The sequence below is a fragment of the Sphingobacterium sp. SGR-19 genome, assembly GCF_011043555.1.
In the GTDB taxonomy this organism is placed as follows: domain Bacteria; phylum Bacteroidota; class Bacteroidia; order Sphingobacteriales; family Sphingobacteriaceae; genus Sphingobacterium.
Map to the genome: position 1 here is coordinate 22,160 of NZ_JAAKGS010000005.1, position 19,161 is coordinate 41,320.

The 19,161-nt window shown below is 41.9% G+C and carries 23 protein-coding genes; 12 read left to right on the plus strand and 11 right to left on the minus strand.

Going from position 1 to position 19,161, the window contains the following annotated elements; genetic code table 11:
* The first annotated feature begins 2 nt into the window (after positions 1–2).
* Complete coding sequence (locus tag G5B43_RS10875; RefSeq protein ID WP_165294781.1) at positions 3–1,328, plus strand: sugar porter family MFS transporter; 1,326 nt, start codon at positions 3–5, stop codon at positions 1,326–1,328.
* A gap of 46 nt (positions 1,329–1,374) precedes the next feature.
* On the opposite strand, the gene G5B43_RS10880 is transcribed toward G5B43_RS10875, so the two are convergent.
* The gene (locus G5B43_RS10880; protein ID WP_165294782.1) at positions 1,375–1,890 is read right to left on the minus strand and encodes an RNA polymerase sigma factor; all 516 of its coding nucleotides are present in this window, start codon (positions 1,888–1,890) and stop codon (positions 1,375–1,377) included.
* Positions 1,891–2,269: 379 nt separating this feature from the next.
* Between G5B43_RS10880 and G5B43_RS10885 the strand changes: the two genes are divergently transcribed.
* From G5B43_RS10885 to G5B43_RS10900, 4 genes are all read left to right on the plus strand, one after another.
* On the plus strand, positions 2,270–2,566 hold the full coding sequence (locus tag G5B43_RS10885; RefSeq protein ID WP_165294783.1) for a hypothetical protein: 297 nt from the start codon (positions 2,270–2,272) through the stop codon (positions 2,564–2,566).
* A 474-nt stretch (positions 2,567–3,040) separates the two neighbouring features.
* A complete protein-coding gene (locus G5B43_RS10890) occupies positions 3,041–3,433 on the plus strand; it encodes a hypothetical protein (protein ID WP_165294784.1) in 393 nt (130 codons plus the stop codon).
* Between the two features lie 153 nt (positions 3,434–3,586).
* The gene (locus G5B43_RS10895; protein ID WP_105717457.1) at positions 3,587–3,835 is read left to right on the plus strand and encodes a hypothetical protein; all 249 of its coding nucleotides are present in this window, start codon (positions 3,587–3,589) and stop codon (positions 3,833–3,835) included.
* Complete coding sequence (locus G5B43_RS10900) at positions 3,835–4,101, plus strand: type II toxin-antitoxin system RelE family toxin (RefSeq protein ID WP_165294785.1); 267 nt, start codon at positions 3,835–3,837, stop codon at positions 4,099–4,101. Before G5B43_RS10895 ends, G5B43_RS10900 begins: the two co-directional genes overlap by 1 nt.
* Positions 4,102–4,139: 38 nt before the next feature.
* On the opposite strand, the gene G5B43_RS10905 is transcribed toward G5B43_RS10900, so the two are convergent.
* On the minus strand, positions 4,140–4,982 hold the full coding sequence (locus G5B43_RS10905; protein WP_165294786.1) for an SDR family oxidoreductase: 843 nt from the start codon (positions 4,980–4,982) through the stop codon (positions 4,140–4,142).
* Positions 4,983–4,999: 17 nt separating this feature from the next.
* Entirely contained in the window at positions 5,000–6,154 is a 1,155-nt protein-coding gene (locus tag G5B43_RS10910; protein WP_206367326.1) for a PepSY-associated TM helix domain-containing protein, read from the minus strand.
* A 200-nt stretch (positions 6,155–6,354) separates the two neighbouring features.
* Between G5B43_RS10910 and G5B43_RS10915 the strand changes: the two genes are divergently transcribed.
* The 4 genes from G5B43_RS10915 to G5B43_RS10930 all read left to right on the plus strand — a co-directional run bounded on the left by G5B43_RS10915 (position 6,355) and on the right by G5B43_RS10930 (position 11,696).
* Positions 6,355–8,451: a TonB-dependent receptor plug domain-containing protein gene (locus G5B43_RS10915; RefSeq protein ID WP_165294787.1), complete on the plus strand. Its 2,097-nt coding sequence runs from the start codon at positions 6,355–6,357 to the stop codon at positions 8,449–8,451.
* A gap of 6 nt (positions 8,452–8,457) precedes the next feature.
* Positions 8,458–9,696: a DUF4374 domain-containing protein gene (locus G5B43_RS10920; protein ID WP_165294788.1), complete on the plus strand. Its 1,239-nt coding sequence runs from the start codon at positions 8,458–8,460 to the stop codon at positions 9,694–9,696.
* Between the two features lie 301 nt (positions 9,697–9,997).
* The gene (locus G5B43_RS10925) at positions 9,998–11,308 is read left to right on the plus strand and encodes a sugar MFS transporter (RefSeq protein WP_165294789.1); all 1,311 of its coding nucleotides are present in this window, start codon (positions 9,998–10,000) and stop codon (positions 11,306–11,308) included.
* Positions 11,309–11,522: 214 nt separating this feature from the next.
* Positions 11,523–11,696, plus strand: coding sequence for a hypothetical protein (locus tag G5B43_RS10930; RefSeq protein WP_165294790.1), 174 nt, complete (start codon positions 11,523–11,525; stop codon positions 11,694–11,696).
* Between the two features lie 100 nt (positions 11,697–11,796).
* On the opposite strand, the gene G5B43_RS10935 is transcribed toward G5B43_RS10930, so the two are convergent.
* The 4 genes from G5B43_RS10935 to G5B43_RS10950 form a co-directional block, all read right to left on the minus strand.
* Positions 11,797–12,258, minus strand: coding sequence for an Hsp20/alpha crystallin family protein (locus G5B43_RS10935; protein ID WP_165294791.1), 462 nt, complete (start codon positions 12,256–12,258; stop codon positions 11,797–11,799).
* 19 nt (positions 12,259–12,277) lie between these two features.
* Entirely contained in the window at positions 12,278–12,571 is a 294-nt protein-coding gene (locus tag G5B43_RS10940) for a hypothetical protein (protein WP_165294792.1), read from the minus strand.
* A gap of 104 nt (positions 12,572–12,675) precedes the next feature.
* Positions 12,676–12,996: a hypothetical protein gene (locus G5B43_RS10945; protein ID WP_165294793.1), complete on the minus strand. Its 321-nt coding sequence runs from the start codon at positions 12,994–12,996 to the stop codon at positions 12,676–12,678.
* A 23-nt stretch (positions 12,997–13,019) separates the two neighbouring features.
* Positions 13,020–13,571 (minus strand): RNA polymerase sigma factor, encoded by a 552-nt coding sequence (locus G5B43_RS10950; RefSeq protein WP_165294794.1) that lies wholly within the window; start codon positions 13,569–13,571, stop codon positions 13,020–13,022.
* A gap of 245 nt (positions 13,572–13,816) precedes the next feature.
* Between G5B43_RS10950 and G5B43_RS10955 the strand changes: the two genes are divergently transcribed.
* Positions 13,817–14,908 carry a hypothetical protein gene (locus tag G5B43_RS10955; RefSeq protein ID WP_165294795.1) on the plus strand — a complete coding sequence of 364 codons (1,092 nt, stop codon included), beginning with the start codon at positions 13,817–13,819 and terminating at the stop codon, positions 14,906–14,908.
* Here G5B43_RS10955 and G5B43_RS10960 read toward each other — a convergent pair.
* Positions 14,900–15,298, minus strand: a complete 399-nt coding sequence (locus G5B43_RS10960; protein WP_165294796.1) for an HTH domain-containing protein — start codon at positions 15,296–15,298, stop codon at positions 14,900–14,902. The two genes, G5B43_RS10955 and G5B43_RS10960, sit on opposite strands and share 9 nt — an antisense overlap.
* Before the next feature lie 49 nt (positions 15,299–15,347).
* On the opposite strand from G5B43_RS10960, the gene G5B43_RS19410 reads away from it, so the two are divergent.
* Entirely contained in the window at positions 15,348–16,268 is a 921-nt protein-coding gene (locus G5B43_RS19410; protein ID WP_165294797.1) for a hypothetical protein, read from the plus strand.
* A gap of 111 nt (positions 16,269–16,379) precedes the next feature.
* On the opposite strand, the gene G5B43_RS10970 is transcribed toward G5B43_RS19410, so the two are convergent.
* A complete protein-coding gene (locus tag G5B43_RS10970) occupies positions 16,380–16,580 on the minus strand; it encodes a hypothetical protein (protein ID WP_165294798.1) in 201 nt (66 codons plus the stop codon).
* Positions 16,581–16,772: 192 nt separating this feature from the next.
* Here G5B43_RS10970 and G5B43_RS10975 point away from each other — a divergent pair, with 192 nt between their 5' ends.
* Complete coding sequence (locus G5B43_RS10975) at positions 16,773–17,078, plus strand: PD-(D/E)XK nuclease family transposase (RefSeq protein ID WP_165294799.1); 306 nt, start codon at positions 16,773–16,775, stop codon at positions 17,076–17,078.
* A gap of 333 nt (positions 17,079–17,411) precedes the next feature.
* Here G5B43_RS10975 and G5B43_RS10980 read toward each other — a convergent pair whose 3' ends face one another.
* On the minus strand, positions 17,412–18,203 hold the full coding sequence (locus G5B43_RS10980; RefSeq protein WP_165294800.1) for a DUF3800 domain-containing protein: 792 nt from the start codon (positions 18,201–18,203) through the stop codon (positions 17,412–17,414).
* 35 nt (positions 18,204–18,238) lie between these two features.
* Complete coding sequence (locus G5B43_RS10985; protein WP_165294801.1) at positions 18,239–18,847, minus strand: helix-turn-helix domain-containing protein; 609 nt, start codon at positions 18,845–18,847, stop codon at positions 18,239–18,241.
* Between the last annotated feature and the right edge of the window lie 314 nt (positions 18,848–19,161).

Below are 19,161 nucleotides of genomic sequence, written 5' to 3' on the forward strand. Positions count from 1 at the left end.
CTATGAATTCTGTATCTGATTCTAAACATGGTTTTGCCATCCGGTGTGCACTGATCGCATCGCTGGGAGGTTTTCTTTTTGGTTTCGAAACGGCGGTAATCTCTGGCGCCGATAAAAATATCCAACAACTATGGTCGCTTAGTTCCTTTTGGCAGGGATTCACGGTTTCTTCCAGTCTTATCGGAACGGTGATCGGGGCGCTCTTGGCCAGTGCACCTGCTCAAAAATTCGGACGTAAAAAAATATTAATAGTCATTGCGCTGGCGTATTTATGCTCGGCGATAGGTTGTGCGGTGTCCAGTAATTGGTCGCTGTTTATTTTGTCCCGTTTTACGGGCGGACTGGCCGTCGGTATGTCGTCTGTGGTAGGACCAATTTATATCTCTGAAATTGCACCTGCAAGCATTCGCGGACGTTTGACAAGTTGCTTTCAGCTCATGATCGTGTTTGGAATTTTTGTAGCCTATCTGACGAATTTTCTTTTTGTTGGGATGGGCGATGATGCTTGGCGGTGGATGCTCGGTATTATGGTTTTTCCTGCTTTGCTGTTTTTAGGTCTATTGCAACTTATCCCCGAAAGTCCCCGCTGGTTGATAATAAAGGGTAAGCAAGAACAAGCACGGGTTATTTTCCATAAGCTAGGGGAAAGGCAGATAGATCATACGCTGAAATCTGGTGAGCAGGACGAAACTGCTAAGGAATCGCTATACCAGCGGAAATACCTAAAACCGATTTTATATGCTGTCATACTGGCGATGTTCAATCAGTTAAGCGGTATCAACGCGATATTATACTATGCACCCCGGATTTTCGAACTAGCGGGCTTCGACGAACAACTGGCCTATCTCCAACCGGTGTTCATTGGCGGAGCTAATTTGCTGTTTACCTGCCTTGCAATGACCATTATTGATAGATTTGGCCGGAAAAAGCTATTATTGATAGGCAGCGTTGGTATGTTTGTGTTTTTGGCATTGGTAGCTCAGGCTTTTAGTCAGGGGCTAACGGCTGATTCGTCTGTGCTCGTTTATCTAATTGGGTTTATTGCGTTCTTTGCATTTTCCCAAGGTGCTGTCATTTGGGTGTTTATTGCAGAGATTTTTCCTAATAAAGTTCGTTCACAAGGTAGTTCGCTAGGAAGCGCTACCCACTGGATAATGGCTGCGGTCATTTCGTGGGTATTTCCGGTTATTGCTGAAGAAACCCCAAATGGAGGTTTTTATTCGTTTCTCTTCTATAGTATAATGATGGCTCTTTCTTTCTTTTTTATATGGAAATTTATGCCAGAAACAAAGGGGAAGTCTTTAGAGGATATCCAGAAAACACTGTAAACCGCAGGGTGTTCACCCCGCGGATAGGAAAGCCGGTTAATTATTTTTAACCAGCTGTTTTATATGTAGACAGCTGCGCTTGTAAAAATTTACGTGCATGGTGTATACGGGTCTTGACCGTACCTTCGGGCATGTTAAAATACTCCGCTATCTCCCTGTATTTATAGCCTTCGATATGCATGTTAAAAATTTCGCTGCTTTCAGCTGGTAATTTTTTCATCGCGAATTCAATATCATTCATGGTAAACTTCCCTTCACTGGCATTTCGGCTGAAAGGCTCGCTACAGCCCATGTCGCGTAGATCACATAATTGGGAGTTTTCATAAGCCAATCTTTTCTGGTCACGACGGTATTGATTTATGAATACGTTTCTCATGATGACGTATAACCAAGATAAAAACTTAGGGTTATTTTCATATTCGTCTATGTACCTTATAGATTTGACAAGAGTTTCTTGAACCAAGTCTTGGATGTCTTCTGGATCCTTTGTAAACTTTCTTGCAAACTTGGTAAGAATAGATTTGCTTTGCTCGATCTGCTGTTGTAATTGAATAGACGTCATAGGTAAATTTTTTAAATTTAAACTTGTTCCATAGTGTTACAACCATTACAAAAGTGATGCAAAAAATGAGCGATTTGGACACTACCGGGTGTGCCAAAGAAATTGTTGCGGTAAATACGTTTTATACGTATTTATACGTATTTTCCGCTTTCTTTAGCTAAAAACTAAACCTTTGGGATTACTTTCAGTCTAAACTGCACTGGCCTAACGACTAAAAAATTTATTGTTTTTCAGTATAAATATCTATTGGATAGCGTATTTGTGTATCTTACCCGATGTGTAAATGTGAATACACAAACTGGTCCGCGAAGGTAAAAACTTTTTTGATATAACCGCGTTCATTTAGTGTATAAGAAAAATAGTGGAACCAGATAGTAGTATGATGGAAAATAATAGTTTACTGCTTAACGAAGCAAATGCATTACTGAATTTGTTGGCAAAAAGATATAATTACAACAAAAAGGTGTCGTGCATTTCCGATTTATCAGCATTCAAGGATAGGATCTTAAGCATCTGTTGGAACGATGACGGCCGTGATTATTGTGGCGAGCGCGTTTACATCTTTCTCGATGAAGGGATAGTGATCAATTTCGATAACCAGGTTTACCTGCATGTTAGCGAAAACTTTACCTGTTTAAAAGAATATTTCGACGGGAGCAAACAAGTTTCCGCATAAGTGACCTTTCTCTACAGCTTTCAGTTTTCTGCCTCCAGAGAACGGAGTTGTATATTTATCTACGTCCAACCCGTGACGTAGCTATACTAACTAAATATCTATCAGTTAGCATTCAAAATTACATGCTCGGTTGACTATATGGCAGAGATAATGCTCGATAACGCAGGTCTCCATATGTTAAAATTGGTGAAAAGATAGACTGTCCTGAAAATGGACGAACTAATATGAAAAGCATAAAAAAATGCTTTTCAAGCAAGTATTACGAAGGGGTTTCGGCATCAATAAAAATTGAAATAGTTTTTATTAGTTGTCATAACAATAATTTTGTGAAAGCTAATTTATTGCCTTTTGGCATAATTTTAGAATTACGTATGTGTATAATTTTGAAGCGATTATATAAAGGTTGTCTATGCGACTTTTGTTGACAAGCAGCATATTTGATCACTTTCAAAAGAAATGCAAGATGAAAAAAACATGAAAAAGAGTAGAAAAGATGTGCAGGTAGAGGCTGTAAAGGCTATTTTGTCGGGAGACTTGCTGCTAGAAGATGCGATGAAGAAATATGGCGTAAAAGATAAGCGAACCATTGTCAGCTGGATGAAGGCTTTTTCGCCATTACTCCAAAGTAATGATTATAGTGGGAATACAATAAGTAAAGAGACTGTACAAACTCCGTCCATTAATGAATATATTGTTAAGGAAAATCAATTATTAAAAAGAGTGATCATCCTTCAAGATCAGTTGCGGGAGCTTGAAGAGAAAAATGCGCAGATCCAAGCGCATCGTAATGTTTTGATGGACAAAGTAACTCGATTGGAACTCAAATTGCAATCGCGAGACGACCGTAAAGCAACGCCGGACGTCTAGCGGGAAAGACGCCAGCGGCGTATTCTCGCCAAACTTCGGCAGGCTTTCCTGTTCCTGGCCGCCAGATACCTGAAGCGGTGGCCCAGATGGGACCGGGTGATACACCGATATATTGTGTATATGGTGTATATTTGTCATATTAGACTTGCTACAATGAGAAAAAATATTGATATCGACGAAAAGATGTTGACAAAACTAAAATTACTGTCTGCATTTGAAGAAATGAGTGTAAAAACTATTATGGAAAAAGCTGTTTCGTTTTATGTAGAATACAAGGAAAAGGAGCGATTAAAAACGCTTTCTGACGAAGAAAAAGAGGACTTGGGCTTGTTGGTGCTTATGCAACAAGCAGACAGAAAAGAAGTGGCAAGTCGTCAAGATGTAATGAATGCCTTAGACTAATGGAAGTTATTTTTTTACGGAGTTTTCTTCATGACATTAAAAAACTGGGGGACAAAAAATTGAAGGCCAAAATAAAGGAATTTATTATAGAGCTCGAAAAGAGCGAAGCCTTAGAAGGGATGTCCAGTGTCAAAAAGTTAAAAGGGTTTTCATCTGCTTATCAATGGAGAACAGGCGATTATCGCTTGGGTTTTTATAAAGATGAGAATCGGGTTGAATTAGCCCGATTTGTAAAGAGGAATGACATATATAAAGTTTTTCCATAGACAGCTGTTTAACGAGTGCACTTACGGACGAGGTGACCTTATGGCTGGCCACCTCCGCCCGCAGCGCCATATATCTGCCCTGTGGAATAGCTGGCGCTGTTATCCGCTAATTGTACAAAAATAGAAGCAAGCTCGGCAGGTTGCCCGGCACGTGCCAGCGGCGTATTCTCGCCAAACTTCGGCAGGCTTTCCTGTTCCTGGCCGCCACATACCTGAAGCGGTGTCCAGATGGGACCGGGTGATACACCGTTCACCCGGATTCCCTTCGGTCCGAACTGTTTAGAAAGAGATTTTACATAAGCCACGTTGGCTGCTTTGGTCTGTGCATAATCAAATAGATTTTCTGAGGGATCGTATGCCTGTACCGAAGTTGTCGCAATGATCGACGCGCCCGCCGGTAAATGGGGTAGCGCAGCTTTCGTGATCCAAAACAACGCATAGATGTTGGTCTTCATGGTGGCATCAAAACTTTCCTCACTGATGTCCATGATGGACAGGTTACTTTTTTGATATCCTGCGTTGTTCACCAATATATCCAGCCCGCCCAATTGGGATACCGCGTCATCCACCAGTTTTTTGCAAAATGCAGCATCGGTGATATCTCCGGGAATCGCGACCGCTTTTCTGCCCGCTTGTTTGATGAGGGCAATCACCTGTTCGGCATCCTCTTCCTCCGCCGGAAGATAATTTATGGCAACGTCTGCGCCTTCGCGGGCATAGGCAATGGCAGCCGCGCGGCCGATACCAGAATCTCCTCCTGTTATAAGCGCCTTTCGACCAGCCAAGCGTCCTTGTTCATACGCTATATTTTTTAACCACTTTAACGAGGTCGTTCTCTTTGATGAACAATGTATCTTAGATTCCGTTTTCAGTATGGTCATTTCTCATGTAGACACCATCACCTCTTATTCCACCACACCAAAAAGCCCGTAATAGGCAGACTGGCACAAATTAAACTGATAAAAAAAGCGAAAACTTTTCCGGCCAGACCGCCTATGGAACCCACATGGATATCATAGTTCATCATGGCGAGCTGATCCGCAAATGACGCTTCCCTATACTTACTGCCTTCCATTTCCAAGGGGGCTAACGTGTATCGATCATAAAAATACTCACTATGGTCGTACCATTGGCCCCTGAGGTGATAAACGGTTATGTCAATAGGATCGTCGTCATCGGCTGGGTAAGGCGTCATATACATGCCGTTAATATCATCCGCTGTTTCCAAGGTCGTGTACCAGGCTCTGTCGAGTGGTGTCATGGTATCCTCCCAGGGCAAGTCTTTATGGGATAGGTCGGAGTGGGGGTGGTGATGCCCCTGCTTTATTTCGCCTCCAGAAACGACGTAGTATACAGCTTTATCAAACCATTCAAAACTCCATACCAATCCCGTCACGGCGAGGATGAACGCAAAAATTAGACTGTAGAAACCCAGCACATTGTGTAGGTCATAGTTGGCCCGCTTGAAGCTTCCTGTAAGTTTGATCTTAAAACTCCTGTTCCTAGTTGCTTTACGCCATCTTTTCGGCCACCACATCACCAAACCGGTAAACAGCAGCACGACAAAGACCAACGTGGCCACGCCGATAATAGGCTTCCCGATTTCATGGGGTAACCACAACGCGGTATGCCCGTCCAGGATGAAATTGAAGAAATTGAATTCGTCGCCTCCACGCGGTGTCTGTTTTTTCAGAAACTCGCCTGTATAGGGATTGATGAATACCACTGAAAATGACGCCTTACTGATATAGCCCACAGCAGCAGCTTCGCCGCTATGTCCGTAGGTTAGCCCGGTAGGCTGCTGTCCGGGCATGTACACCGCTGCCGTGTCCAAGATTCGGCTCGGCGGTACAAAGGGCTCGGGACGTTCCTCCACGAAGCGCCATGGTTCGATTCGATCTTTTATTTCCTGCTGAAAGGCATAGAAGCAGCCTGTGATACTGATAATAAATACGATAATACCCGAGATTAACCCCAACCAAAGATGTAGCCAATCATTGATCCGGCGTATGGTCGACTTTTTTCCTTTTTTTTTCTTCACCCGTTCCATCATACCACGCAATCACTTTTTTATGTCGTGATCTTTGTTTTTTGTTTAAATTCAGTCTAAATAATATTATATTTGCCCACAAATATAATAACTCCTCTATGGATAGGTGGAAAATGATGGTGAAAAAAATGACTCTATATCCAAAAAGCGTAAGGGTTCTCTTGTTACTCCCCTTAATTTGGACAGTCCACACCCGCTTAGCGATGGCACAAGATACAACGAAAACCGTATCACAGCAAAAAGAAATTGATGCGGTCTATATCCATAAAAAGACGGAATCCCGTGAAATTAAGGAGGAACCTTTTAACGTCAATGTCGTAGAAACCAAGCAATATTTTAATTCTACACTGGATGTCAACCAGCTATTGACGCGTACCACAGGTATCCGTGTCCGCGAAGATGGTGGACTCGGTTCCAACTTCAATTTTTCCTTGAACGGGTTCAGCGGCAAGTCCCTCAAGTTTTTCCTCGACGGCATCCCGATGGATAACTTTGGTTCGTCGTTCTCGCTCAATAACTTTCCGGCGAATATGGCAGAAAGAATTGAAGTTTATAAAGGCGTCGTACCCGTTTCGTTGGGCGCCGATGCCCTCGGCGGAGCCATCAACATCGTGACCCGCCGCAACCTCAACTATATGGATGTCTCGTATAGCGTAGGGTCCTTCAATACGCACAAGGCTGGTTTGAATGGTGCCTATACGAACGAAAAAACCGGATTGGCTATCCGTTTCAACGGATTTTATAATTATTCCGACAACAACTATAGTGTAAACGTGGAACCGATCAGGGGCAATATCAAACTCCCGGAGCAAGAGGTAAAACGTTTCCACGACGGCTACAGCTCGCTGGGGGGACAGGTAGAGGTTGGCGTGCGCGATAAACCATTTGCCGATCAATTGTTTGTAGGGATCCTTGCCGGGCAGAATGATAAAGATATCCAAACCGGTGTGGTGATGGACCAGGTATTCGGTGCCATGACCCAATCGAGTAATTCGATCATACCGACCTTGAAATATAAAAAAGACAACCTGTTTGTGGACGGATTGGATTTCAACCTCTATGCTGCCTACAACAGTACCCGAAATCATTTTGTCGATACCGTCGGACTTACCTATAACTGGCTGCAGGAAACCACGCCCCGCAGTGGAGGCTCCGAACGCCAGCGTACCCAGTTGCGCCAGCGCGATGGTGAAAGCCTGATGACGGCCAACCTCGCTTATGCGCTGCACCAAGACCACCGCCTGTCCCTAAACTACGTACTAACAGATTTTAAGCGGAAATCCAGTGATGTTGAACAGCCGAATAATGTGGCGTATACCATGCCGCAGCGGCTGCAGAAGCAAAACCTAGGCCTGGGATTAGACAGTCGTTTTGGTGCATTGCGCACCAACGTGTTTGCCAAATATTATGGCCTCTATGCCGAGTCGTTCGAGAATATTTCCCAAACGCAAACGCCCGAGTATGCCGAAATAGCCACCGACCAAGGTAATATCGGGTATGGCCTTGCAGGAACCTATTTTTTACTGCCCCATATGCAGATCAAAGCTTCCTACGAACATGCCTATCGCCTGCCTGAACCGCTGGAGCTGCTGGGGGATGGATTGTTCAGTATTCGCAATGAAACCTTAACGCCCGAAAAAAGCGATAACATCAATATCGGGGGATTATATGCCTTTACCATCAATCAAGCACATAACTTCCAGACGGAAGCCAATTTTATATACCGGAATTCTACCGACTACATCCGGCAGGAGCAGGGCCGGAACCAGCCCACGGGTCGTAAATTCATCAACGTAGGCGATGTTAGAACCACGGGCTTCGAAGGCGAGATACGCTACAACTGGAAAAACAGGATCTTCAGCAGCGTCAATCTAAGCTATCAAAACATCATTGATAAAACGGAATTCACTACTGGTGGAAATCTGAGTGGAGAGACCACCCAACCGAACCTCAATTACGGATACAAGGTGCCCAATATACCTTACCTCTTTGGTAATTTTGATGTAGGGTTGCAGTTACCGAAAGTTGGCGGCAAAGGAGGGGCGGCCAACATTCAGTACCGGCTCAATTTTATCGAAGAATACTACCTAACTCCGGAACAGCTGGGCGCTAATAATCCCGACATGATCCCGCGGCAGTTTGCACACAGTATTCTGGCAGACTACAGCATCGGCCAGGGCAAATACAACATTGCCGTCGAATGTCATAACCTAACGGACAGTCGGCTGTTTGATAACTACAGGATGCAGAAACCCGGACGCTCCTTTAGCGTAAAAATTAGATACTTTATACAAAAATAAATGACTATGAGAAAGTTAAAACAATACAGGAATGTGGCCTTGGCTTTAGGTTTGGCAGTTGTTGCCTCTTCTTGCACGAAAGATGACAATGGGGGCAGTGACCGCCCCAATGAACCGATAATAGAAGGTGGTCAAGCTTACGTTTTAGGCGTAGGTGTAGAGGCCGGTACCGATTATATTAACTATATCGTGCATACCAAGGATCTGTTGAACGGCAAGATTTCGCTGTTGAATAATGGTATCCTGCAGGAGGGCTACCGCGAATACCTGAACATCAACAATTACTTTTATTCGATCGGCGGATTGGGTGTCAACAATGTCGATGCTTATTACGTTAATAGCGAGAGCCGACTGACTGCGAAAACAGGACTCGTCTTCAACTATGGAGCCGATGACTACCTGAGCGTGAACAATGATCAAACCTTGTTGGGTGCTAAGCTTGTCGTGGACGACCAATTTGACGGAAACATGGAATTTTTTGACGTTGATGTCGATGGTTACAGCATTAATAAAACGGTGAAAATACCGGCCAAAGAGGTGTACAAAGATGCGGAAAACAAACACGGTTGGCGACACACCGGTTTAGCGATCAGCGGTAACCGCGCATACCAAACTGTTTTTCCGTATGCCAACGGCGTTACCCCGAATTTAGACACAAACTTTGTGGCGGTATACAGCTATCCAGAATTTGAACTGGAAACCGTTATTAAAGACACCCGTACCGGTCCGGCAGGCGCTCCAGTCAATATGTCGGGTATCTTCACAGCAGAGAATGGAGATGTGTATACGGTTTATCATGGTGGCTATGCATTCGATCCGAAAGGAAATTACAAGGAACCCGGTATTTTGCGTATCAAGGCGGGTACCGCAGCGTTTGATAAAGACTATCATTTTAAAACCGAAGACACGCCGAATGGCGGTAAGCTTATTAAAGCAACCTACATCGGTAATAACAAGCTACTGGCGCACAAGTATACGGCCGAACAAAATGGACAGTGGGATCAAACCAACCTAACGTTCGTTATTGTGGACTTGGTCGCACAAACCATTACAGAGGTGAAAGATGCGCCCATCTATCAGTATTCTGAGCCGGCCTTTGTGGATGGCGATAAAGCTTATCTACCAGCTAAAGTAGGGGCATCATTACATATTTATGAGGTCGATATCCCTACAGCAACAGCTACGAAAGGAATCGAGATCGAAGCTTCCTACGTTAAGGGAATGGGTAAGTTGCGCAAGCAGTAACGATAGCGTCATTTCTCATGGCATCGTATCTATTGTAAGTATGATTATAATTCTCTATGTTTATCTATTGAAATCAAGCACCACATGTTAAACGATAAACAAATCAAAGAAATCGCTGATTCCCTTCTTCCGACTTTTGTGCCAAAGAATGACGCAGAGACCGAACTTTCCTTTAATTTCACTGTCCCGCCAAATCAGACTTACCAGGTTAGGTACGAAAAGCGCGATGGCTCTTGGACATTTATAACATCTGAAAAGATACAGATTCAAAAATGATACTCCGCGACTAACGCTAAAATATATGAACCAGCAAAGATCCTATCGTACCGCATTTATATTTTTAACCATCCTGTTCTTTTTATGGGGCTTTATTACCGTTTTGGTAGATTCCCTCATTCCTCGGTTGCGGGAAGTATTTACCTTATCTTATTTTCAGGCCGGAATGGTGCAGTTTGCTTTTTTCGGGGCGTATTTCTTACTTTCTATACCTTCCGGATACATCTTGTCGAAAATTGGTTATAAAAAAGGAATTATCCTTGGCTTGGCCACTATGGCGGCAGGTTGTCTATTATTTTATCCAGCAGCGTCCTACAGAATTTTTGGGATTTTTATGTTGGGATATTTTATACTAGCAGCCGGTATAACCATTTTACAGGTTGCCGCCAACCCGTATGTCACGATTCTCGGTCCCGCCAAATCAGCATCCAGCCGATTAAACCTATCCCAGGCATTCAATTCTGTAGGGACGGCAATTGCACCTGCTATCGGCGCACTTTTTATACTGGGAGACAAGGTGCTGTCTTCTGAAGAGATCCAAGCGCTTGATCCTGCAGCTCAAAAAACCTATTACATTGCTGAAGCTTCGGCCGTTCAGACTCCCTTTTTGGGTATTGCCGCTTTTATTGCGGTGATTGCACTCGTGTTTGCGTTTGTAAAATTACCAAAAGTGGGTGCCGACGAATCTTCCAACGATTACGGGAGGGTGCTTAGAAACAAAAACCTTGTTCTAGGTGCTATCGCGATTTTCTTTTATGTCGGCTGCGAAGTGGCTCTAGGTAGCTATATGGTCAATTATTTCCTACAGTTGGACCTGGCACCGATCATCCGTGAGAACGGGTTTATGCAGACTATATCCGGCTGGCTTTTGGCATCTAGGGTCACCCATTCCTCCGATATGGCGCTGGTGGGGGTTTTTGTTTCATTTTACTGGACGGGAGCTATGATTGGACGCTTTATCGGCTCATACCTCACCAACATCATCAAGCCGTCGGTAGTACTGTCGTTTTTTGCAATGGGAGCAATTTTGATGCTTATTATTTCCAACGTGTCGGTAGGTCTTTTAGCCATGTGGACCATCATTGGAGTAGGTTTATTCAACTCCATTATGTTTCCCACCATTTTTAGTTTGGCGTTGGAAGGCCTGGGCGATGACAAGCCTCAGGGCTCTGGGGTGTTGTGTACGATGATTGTAGGAGGAGCCATTATTGCGCCTGCTTTCGGATTTTTGGTCGATTCGTTCAACTTCTCCATCGCCCTTATATTTATCATGTGTTGTTACGGTTATATACTGTTTTACGGGTTTTATAATAAGCGCCTAAATTTTTCTAATTAATGCGCTGAATATCAATTATTATCGCTACATTAGTGGTCACATCTGCGTTCACTAAATCCCATTTGCAGATTAAGGAGATAAACTAAGTTTCCTTTCTTTTTTTAAGCAAACATCTTACGGTATTCAGATTTAACTAGCGTATGACTGGTTAACTAACTGATTTTTCAACAGCGGGATGCGTCTTAATAGAGTGCATCTTCAAAAACAATTTGCGATGAGCAAAGACAACAACAAAAACAAAAGCGAAAAAGAGACAACGGAGAAAGCGCTCCGCGATCTCAGAGCGCGATCGACCGAGCTAAAACAGCGACATGCTGCGACATCGGCCGAAATGGAGAAATTAAATCAAAAGATTAAACGGACTTTAGACGGATCCGGAGAGGAGTAAACTACTTTTCATATTTTGGCCGGATGGCAGCGGGCGTTATAAAAATACCCGTACGCTGTTCTGATGGGAAGCGATACGAGTACCGTTTTTACTTTATGTATTAGGACACTAAAACTTCTTGTCCCTCAGGCATTTTATCTGGATCTTTTTTCAAAATGATCGTCAAGATCCCTTCTTCGTAGCTTGCGTGCACATTTTCAATTAGTAAATCGTCTTGTAATCGAAATGCGCGTTTAAAAGCACCTACGTGTTGTTCTTGGTAAACATATTTTAACCCGGGTTCTATTTCTGCCTCTTTGCAAGTAATCGTGAGCACCTGTTCGGTGATATTTACTTGGAACTGATCTTTTTTTCGACCTGCTGCAAATACTTGTATTTGATAGAATTCATCGTTCTCCGCGATATTTACCGGAATATACGTTTTATGATCACCTTTGCTGGCAAAAGGAGCTGAATCGTTGAATAGGTGATGTTGTAATTTTTCAAACTTTCTTCTAAAGTCACCATGGCAATCCCTGCCTAGGCCTTGGTTTACGCTGCTGTATGCATCTTTTCTAAACATCTTTTTTTCTTTTGATACGTTAATAAATAGGAACAATTTTCGGTGTATTCGCCTGTAAAGAATTTTCTAATGGCGTAACTGCGTGTTGCCGATCGCTATGCGCATATAAGCCAGGCTGTATTGCTCCTTGTGACATAGAAGCTGCTTTCATTCTTCGTTTCTGGATCTTTGCGTGCACTAAAGTACCGATTGTAAATAAAGCAGTTGCGAGCAGGAGGATTTTAAATATCGCTCCTATCACTATGGTAACTAATCCAGCTACTGCCGTTATGACGAGTAATCTGGGGAGTAAAAATTGAAATTTATTTTTCATGTTCTTTTAATTATTTATTTAATCAAGGCCTTTGTCGTAGTAGACGTATAAGAGGAAGCTTTTACTTTAAATAATTATGAACTTTTTAAAATTTTTCTCCAAGCCTAAAATTTACAACGTGAATCAAAGCGTCGCTTCCATTCCTCACGCAACCGCTGACGATCTTCTTCCGAGATGTCTTTCCTGTTCATATAGCGGTTTTTAAACCTCCTTCTGAAACCACCCGGCCTGCCGAATCCCCGTCCAAATAATAATTTAGATAATAGGAATAGCCCGAGGGCTTGCCAGTAACTAATCGCTTTGAATCCAAAGATTTCAGGGACTAAAGCATTCCATAAAAATTGGAGCAGGGCAATTATCAGGAAGAAGAAGGCTACGACGGCGAGCCCTATAAAAATCTTTTTACCCTTTCTTTTACTACTCATAAATCTATTCATCACTATTAATTTTAAGAATTTAATTCATCATACAACCCTCTCAAACGAAGGCGCAAATGTTTAACAGCATAGCTTTTTCGACTGATAATGGTTTTAAGGTTTTCATTTTCTTGATTGGCGATCTCTTGGAGGGTCATATCCTCGATTTCATTCATAACAAATACTTTTTTTTGCTTCTCCGGCAACTCGTCCAAGGCTTGCATTAGCTCATCCCAAAAAATCTCTTTAAACATCTTGAGTTCTGGATTACTGGATTCATCCGCCACTAAGAGATGAGCAATGGGGAATGACTCATCATCTCCTTCACCCGCGAGGTCTTCTAGTGATTCATGCTTCTTCTTTCGATAAGAGTCTGTAATTTTATTTCTAGTTACCGAATACAGCCATGCCCCGGCATTACCCAAATCGTCTATATTGGTAACCCGTGAAAATTGATACCAAACTTCTTGCAGAATGTCTTCAGCGTCAGCCGTACGCTTCACTCTCGCTTTCACGAAGCGCAGTAATTGGGTGCCATAAGTCTTGACGGTTTCTGTAAAAGATTTTGTATCTCTCGCTGACATTATTTGTTGCTCTGCCCGGTCCATGTATACGTAGACGAATCCAAAAGCATTTTACTTTAAATAAGCTGCATATTATTTAAATATATGGAATTTATGAATGAATTCTCCCCTAATCGGATATGATCAAAAAAACGTTCAGCAACAAGCTTTTGTGATAAGTATAGGGTTCGTTCTATTTCGTTCTCTTAGCAAAAATGCCTTTATTTTGGTTTACAATTGCTAAATTTGATGAATAGGTTATATTTATGAGCGAAATAAAATACTCAATTTCCGAAATAAAATCGTTGGCTATTATTGTGTTGCCCTGTGCCCTCTGTTTAGGCGCAGCTATCCTCGCATCGTATGTGCCTATTCTTCGAACCTTGCCCGACGATATTTTTGCAAAGTTTCTAACCGAAAGGCTTTCGTATGTGACGCTTGCTGGTCCTATGTTTTCTTTATTTTGTACACTATTGGTCATTTTTGCTATTACGTTTATAAATAAGCTTAGAGAAACGCCAACAATCCGTTTAAGGGGAATTGCCTTGCTGCCTTATTTTTTGCTGGTGGCTTTCTTCGGGTGGGTGCTAATGTCTCTTCCGGCTGAAAAAGCTACCGTGCCAGATCCGTCTGAGCCCAAAAGCTTATATGAGATCTATATCGAAGCATACCCGCCAGATCCAGTCATAGAAGCGCTGATTGAGAAGGCAGATCTGCCGTATTATTGGGTGGTCGCGGGCATGGGGTTGATTTTTTTGGTATGCTTTAAACCATTACATATCCATTTTAACCGGCTTGTGCTTTCCCTTTTTTCCGAGAACCGATATATTATGCCTGCCGATGAGCGGCCGGTACGCAAATTGCGCGTGCAGGAAGAGGTTGAAACCGTTAGTCGGCTTTACGGAACTAGCGAGGAACTGCTCGAGGCGGCCACAGGGTTGGCCAATACATATGCACAAGACTCACCCTCTGATGAACCACAAAGCTTCGGACTGGATAAAGTCGCGTTCGTATATGGGGAGGACTGTGTTTATTCAATTATAAAACAGGGATTTGCTATACCCACGATTTTCGATGAAAGAGAAACTATAGAATCACTTTATGGAGGCACCTTTCTTCACATTAATCGTGCGCTGTATATTCGCGGTGACCACATCACGTTTTTCGATTTTGATAATCTAAAAATAGGTGTCTCTCGGGAGTTGATCCTGACGTTTCATCAACTTAACCGCGCGAGTGTTAAAGAAAAAGTATGGTCCTATCGCAGTGCGGATCATTCCGATTTTTGTCTTGATATCGATCCTGATCTGGTCGATAAATTGAAGAGAACGTTAGACGAGGATGATGAGTTAGAGTAGTAATTCCCAATAACCGGATCTCTCGCCTTCCTTCCTAATCACCAGATTTTGGTTCCTAAGGTTGCGTATGTTTTTTTCTACCGCCCGCTCTGTTATCCCTAGTCTTTTAGCCATCTCAGGTATTGTTATAAATTGGTTTATATAAACCATTTCTAAGATTTTCAATGCGCTTTTTCCTATTTTTACCGGAGATTTAGCTATTAGAAGTTCTTTAGTCTCAGCCCAAGTACGCTCGGAACTTTTCCCCGAACTTTTCCCCGAACTTTTCCCCGAACTTTTCCCCGAACTTTTCTCCTCTGCTCTTTGAAAAACCACCGTAAACATCCCATCAGTTTTAAACTGAGGTTCGGGAAGTTTAGCAGATTCCATTACTAAAAAAAATAGTTTCATTAAATCTTGTTTGTTATCTTTGGTTTTCTAATCATAAAATAACAGAATTATGGCAAACTCATCAAGGCGTATCGACGATCCGCTATGGAAATCTATTTTGGAACAGACCTTTTCCCATTTTTTGAAGTTCATCTTTCCAGACGCGGAAAGTGTCTTTGACCTAAGCAAACCGTTTGATTATTTGGATAAGGAATTTGAAAGCCTGTTTCCGCCGGAGCCCAATGGCAAGGGGGTGCGTTATGTGGACAAGCTGGTCAAGGTATTTCTCAAGGATGGAGGAGAGCAGTTTGTGCTGTGCCATGTGGAGGTGCAGTCCAGTAAAGGCAAGGGAGACCTTGCCGAACGTATGTTCCGATATTTTTACAAGATTTCCGACCGTTATAAAGTACCCGTTACTGCAATCGCGATTCTGGCTGATGGGAATAGGAATTACCGTCCTTGCCTGTATATTCAGGAGTTTATGGGTACGAGTCTTCGTTATTCTTTCAATAGCTATAAGATTCTAGATCAAGATGAAGCCGCATTGCGGAGCAATACTAATCCGTTTGCCGTAGTGGTGCTTACGGCGTTGTTAGCTATTGTACATAAGAATATAACAGATGAGGGGCTTAAGGACATGAAGCTTGACCTGCACGATGAGATGATGAAGCGTAAGATGAACAAAAAGACCCGACAAGGCATATACGATTTTTTGAAATACTATGTTAGTTTCCAAAAACATGAAAATTTCGTTATCTTTGAGAAAGAGGTTGAAACAAAATTAGGCAGGAGTGATACCATGGGAACAAGAGAATATTTATTGGACAAAGCGAAGAGGCAGGGCAAGCAGGAAGAACGTGCCAAAGCCGAGGCTGAAAAGTTAGCTGAGAAAAGGGAAACCGCTCGTGAAATGAAAAAAGACGGTCTGCCGATAGAGCAGATTTCCAAATTCACAAAGCTTTCGGTAAAAGAAATCGAGAAACTGAGATAAACAAACAAAGAAACCCACATTGCCGGGCGTGCTAGTGGGCTTCTAACTGAATTATAAATTCCTAATTTCGTGATTATTTTTGAGGAATGAAAGTTTTTGGGTGTTTTTTTCTTACATGCCTGTGGCGATACTCTTAATTTTGTACTCTTGAATAACCCTTATATGGTCCTCAAGCCCTTTTTCAATATATTCGTACTCTGATGGCTTTCTCCAATTTCCGATACCTATCTGCTTGTTATTGCATGCTTCCCGGTAGGCCTTGTAGTTGCTGGAAAACTCTCTCTTAAACTGAAGAGCAATATCCTTTCCCATTACACCGTCGTACTAATGGATGGTTTTGTAATGCCCGATGGAGAGGACGACAAGGGTTTTCTGCACGATATTTGCCTGTGTAACAGGGAAACAGGGGAAATATTCTATGAACATTTAGGATTTATTTACATAGAACCCCGAAGGGCTCTATCATTCCGTTGAAAATAAACATTAATGATAAATTGATTAATTTTGAAACTATCGACTTATCTAAAGAAGCCTATCTTCAAGAAATTATTTGAGATAGCTGAATACAGCAAATTGAATAAGGAGGAACGCAAAATGTACGATGTTAGTTTAAAACGTAAATGGGATAATAAAGTAGTGCTTGACTATGCACGTCAAGAAGGCGAGGAAAAGGCTCGCAAAGAAGAACGTACCAAAGCCGAGGCTGAAAAACTCAAATATGCGTTGAATTTAAAGAAAAGGGGCCTTGCAGTAGAAGATATAGCCGAAGATTTAGGGCTTACTGTTGAGCAAGTCGAAAAACTCAAATAGATTTTTTAATAGCATTATATAAAAAGGCGCTTTCCGATAACGGAGGCGTCTTTTTTGTGTGAACTTTGATTAGCTTCGCTGAGCTCTACGATACTTACACTGGCTCTGCATGCCCAGAACCAGTAGGAATGGTAATAAGACCTATGTGGAGAGAAGCTTTTGTAATTGAATAACTGGCAGCGATGCTGTATTCTCCATTAAGCTTATTTACAATTTTTTGTATAATAAAGATTTAATTATTATTTTTGTATTGAATCAGTGAAACCCCGAATGGGGTGTAGCTGATGGTTTTTAATTTAAAGATATTGACCGCTCTTAAACAAGGGCGGTTTTTTATTTTGGGTAATATACTATCCCATAAGGATTGCTCTTACTTGCTTTAATATTTAACGCTGATTTCATGATCTCCATTAATAAAATTTCATCACCGTAGTCGATTACATTTAAAATCCTTTTTCCCCAAGAAATTTTTTCTTTACATAGGTTTTGTTTAGCGTACAGTGACACTATAAAAGCCAATAAGTCGGTCAGTTGTATAAAGTATGATTCTTTCGAGTCTTTTGGCAAGGGATCCTCGATTAAATTTTGTATCTCTTTCCGATAACTCGATCGCGTAAACTGTGATGGTATGTAGTTGATCTTTTGCAACTTGCGCGTTGTTTCTCTCATTTTTGGTAATCTCCCCTCATCAGATATGATCAAAAAACGTTCAGCAGCAAGCCTTTGTGATAAATCATTTTCAATTCGCTGTACCGCGTATGTTAAGGCATTCTTTAAAACGTCATAGGTTGGTCGTCCTATGTTTTTCTTATCAATAACAACCGATATCACCTTTAGATTTAAAGTTGGAATTAAGTGTGCGAATTGAAATAGAATTTCACGCCTAACGCTCGCCGAATATTTACCGTGATAGGGGTTTTTGTCGGTCACAAATTCTTTGCTATGAAACTCTTCTTTGACAGGAAAACCAAATGTGATTTTCAAGTGCCTTCTAAAAGCCTGTACAATCTGTAGGTTCTCCTTCCAGTGAGTTTCGTGCATATATAAACAAGATAGTACAAAGAGTTCAGATGAATATACTGGATATCCATCGTCGCCGGATTCGTCAAAATAGGATATAAACATAACTGGTTAGTAGTATTAGTAATAGAAAAATCAAATCACTCCGCCTTTCCAAGCCGCAAAACTTTCTTGCCCGCTTCGGTAGTATAATATTTTTGATCGTGGCGACGGGGGGATTCGGGATAGAGCATCGCTATCCAATTATTTTTAAGTGCTATGCTGAAAACTATATTGAAGTTCTTACTTCTAGAAAGTAATCCCACTTTTTGGACAAATATATTTTTTGGAACCGTTGTAAAGCCAACAATAAGTATTTTTCCTAGTCGCTGGATATCTTCATCTCGTAAAGTAATCAATATTTCATTTCCATTCAATTTTTTCACTTGGTTCTTTACATGTATTATCTGTTCTGTCGACAACGGCTTATCCGACTTTTCGATCAGGGGTTCAGATAAGTTGGCCAGTTGTTCGACGATATTTTCACTTCCTTCTCGAAGACCTTTAAATATCTTATGCAAGGTTTTTAGCGTCATCGGTATTTCGCCTCTTTCGTACTTTCGGAGCTGACCTTCATCCATGTCGATTGAATTAGCGAAGGTTTCCGCGCTCTTATGGCCTCGGGATTTTCTTTTTTCTCGGATAAAATCCCCTAGCGTTTTCAGAAAATTTTCGAATTCTTGGTCCTGTTCTTCATTTGTGTTTGCCATAAAGCAATTACGATATTAAGTTTTTTAGTAAACAGGAGTTATAATTATTGTTTTTAATTTGATTTTGTGAATTTATATGGTTATGTTTGTTCTGTTAAATACGCGATGTAGTATGTAAAAGTATATGCGAATCGTATAAATGTTGTTATTATGCAAAAGCCCTTTGCATAATAACAACATAGAATAAACTTAAAATCTTGCGGAGAAAAGTAGGACGTTCGAGCGCAAGGAGTAGGAAAGGCCTTCGTCTTATGCTATCTTTGTATAGTCATAAGGCGGGTCACCCTGCTTGCTCTGTGCTCGGCCGTTGAAAA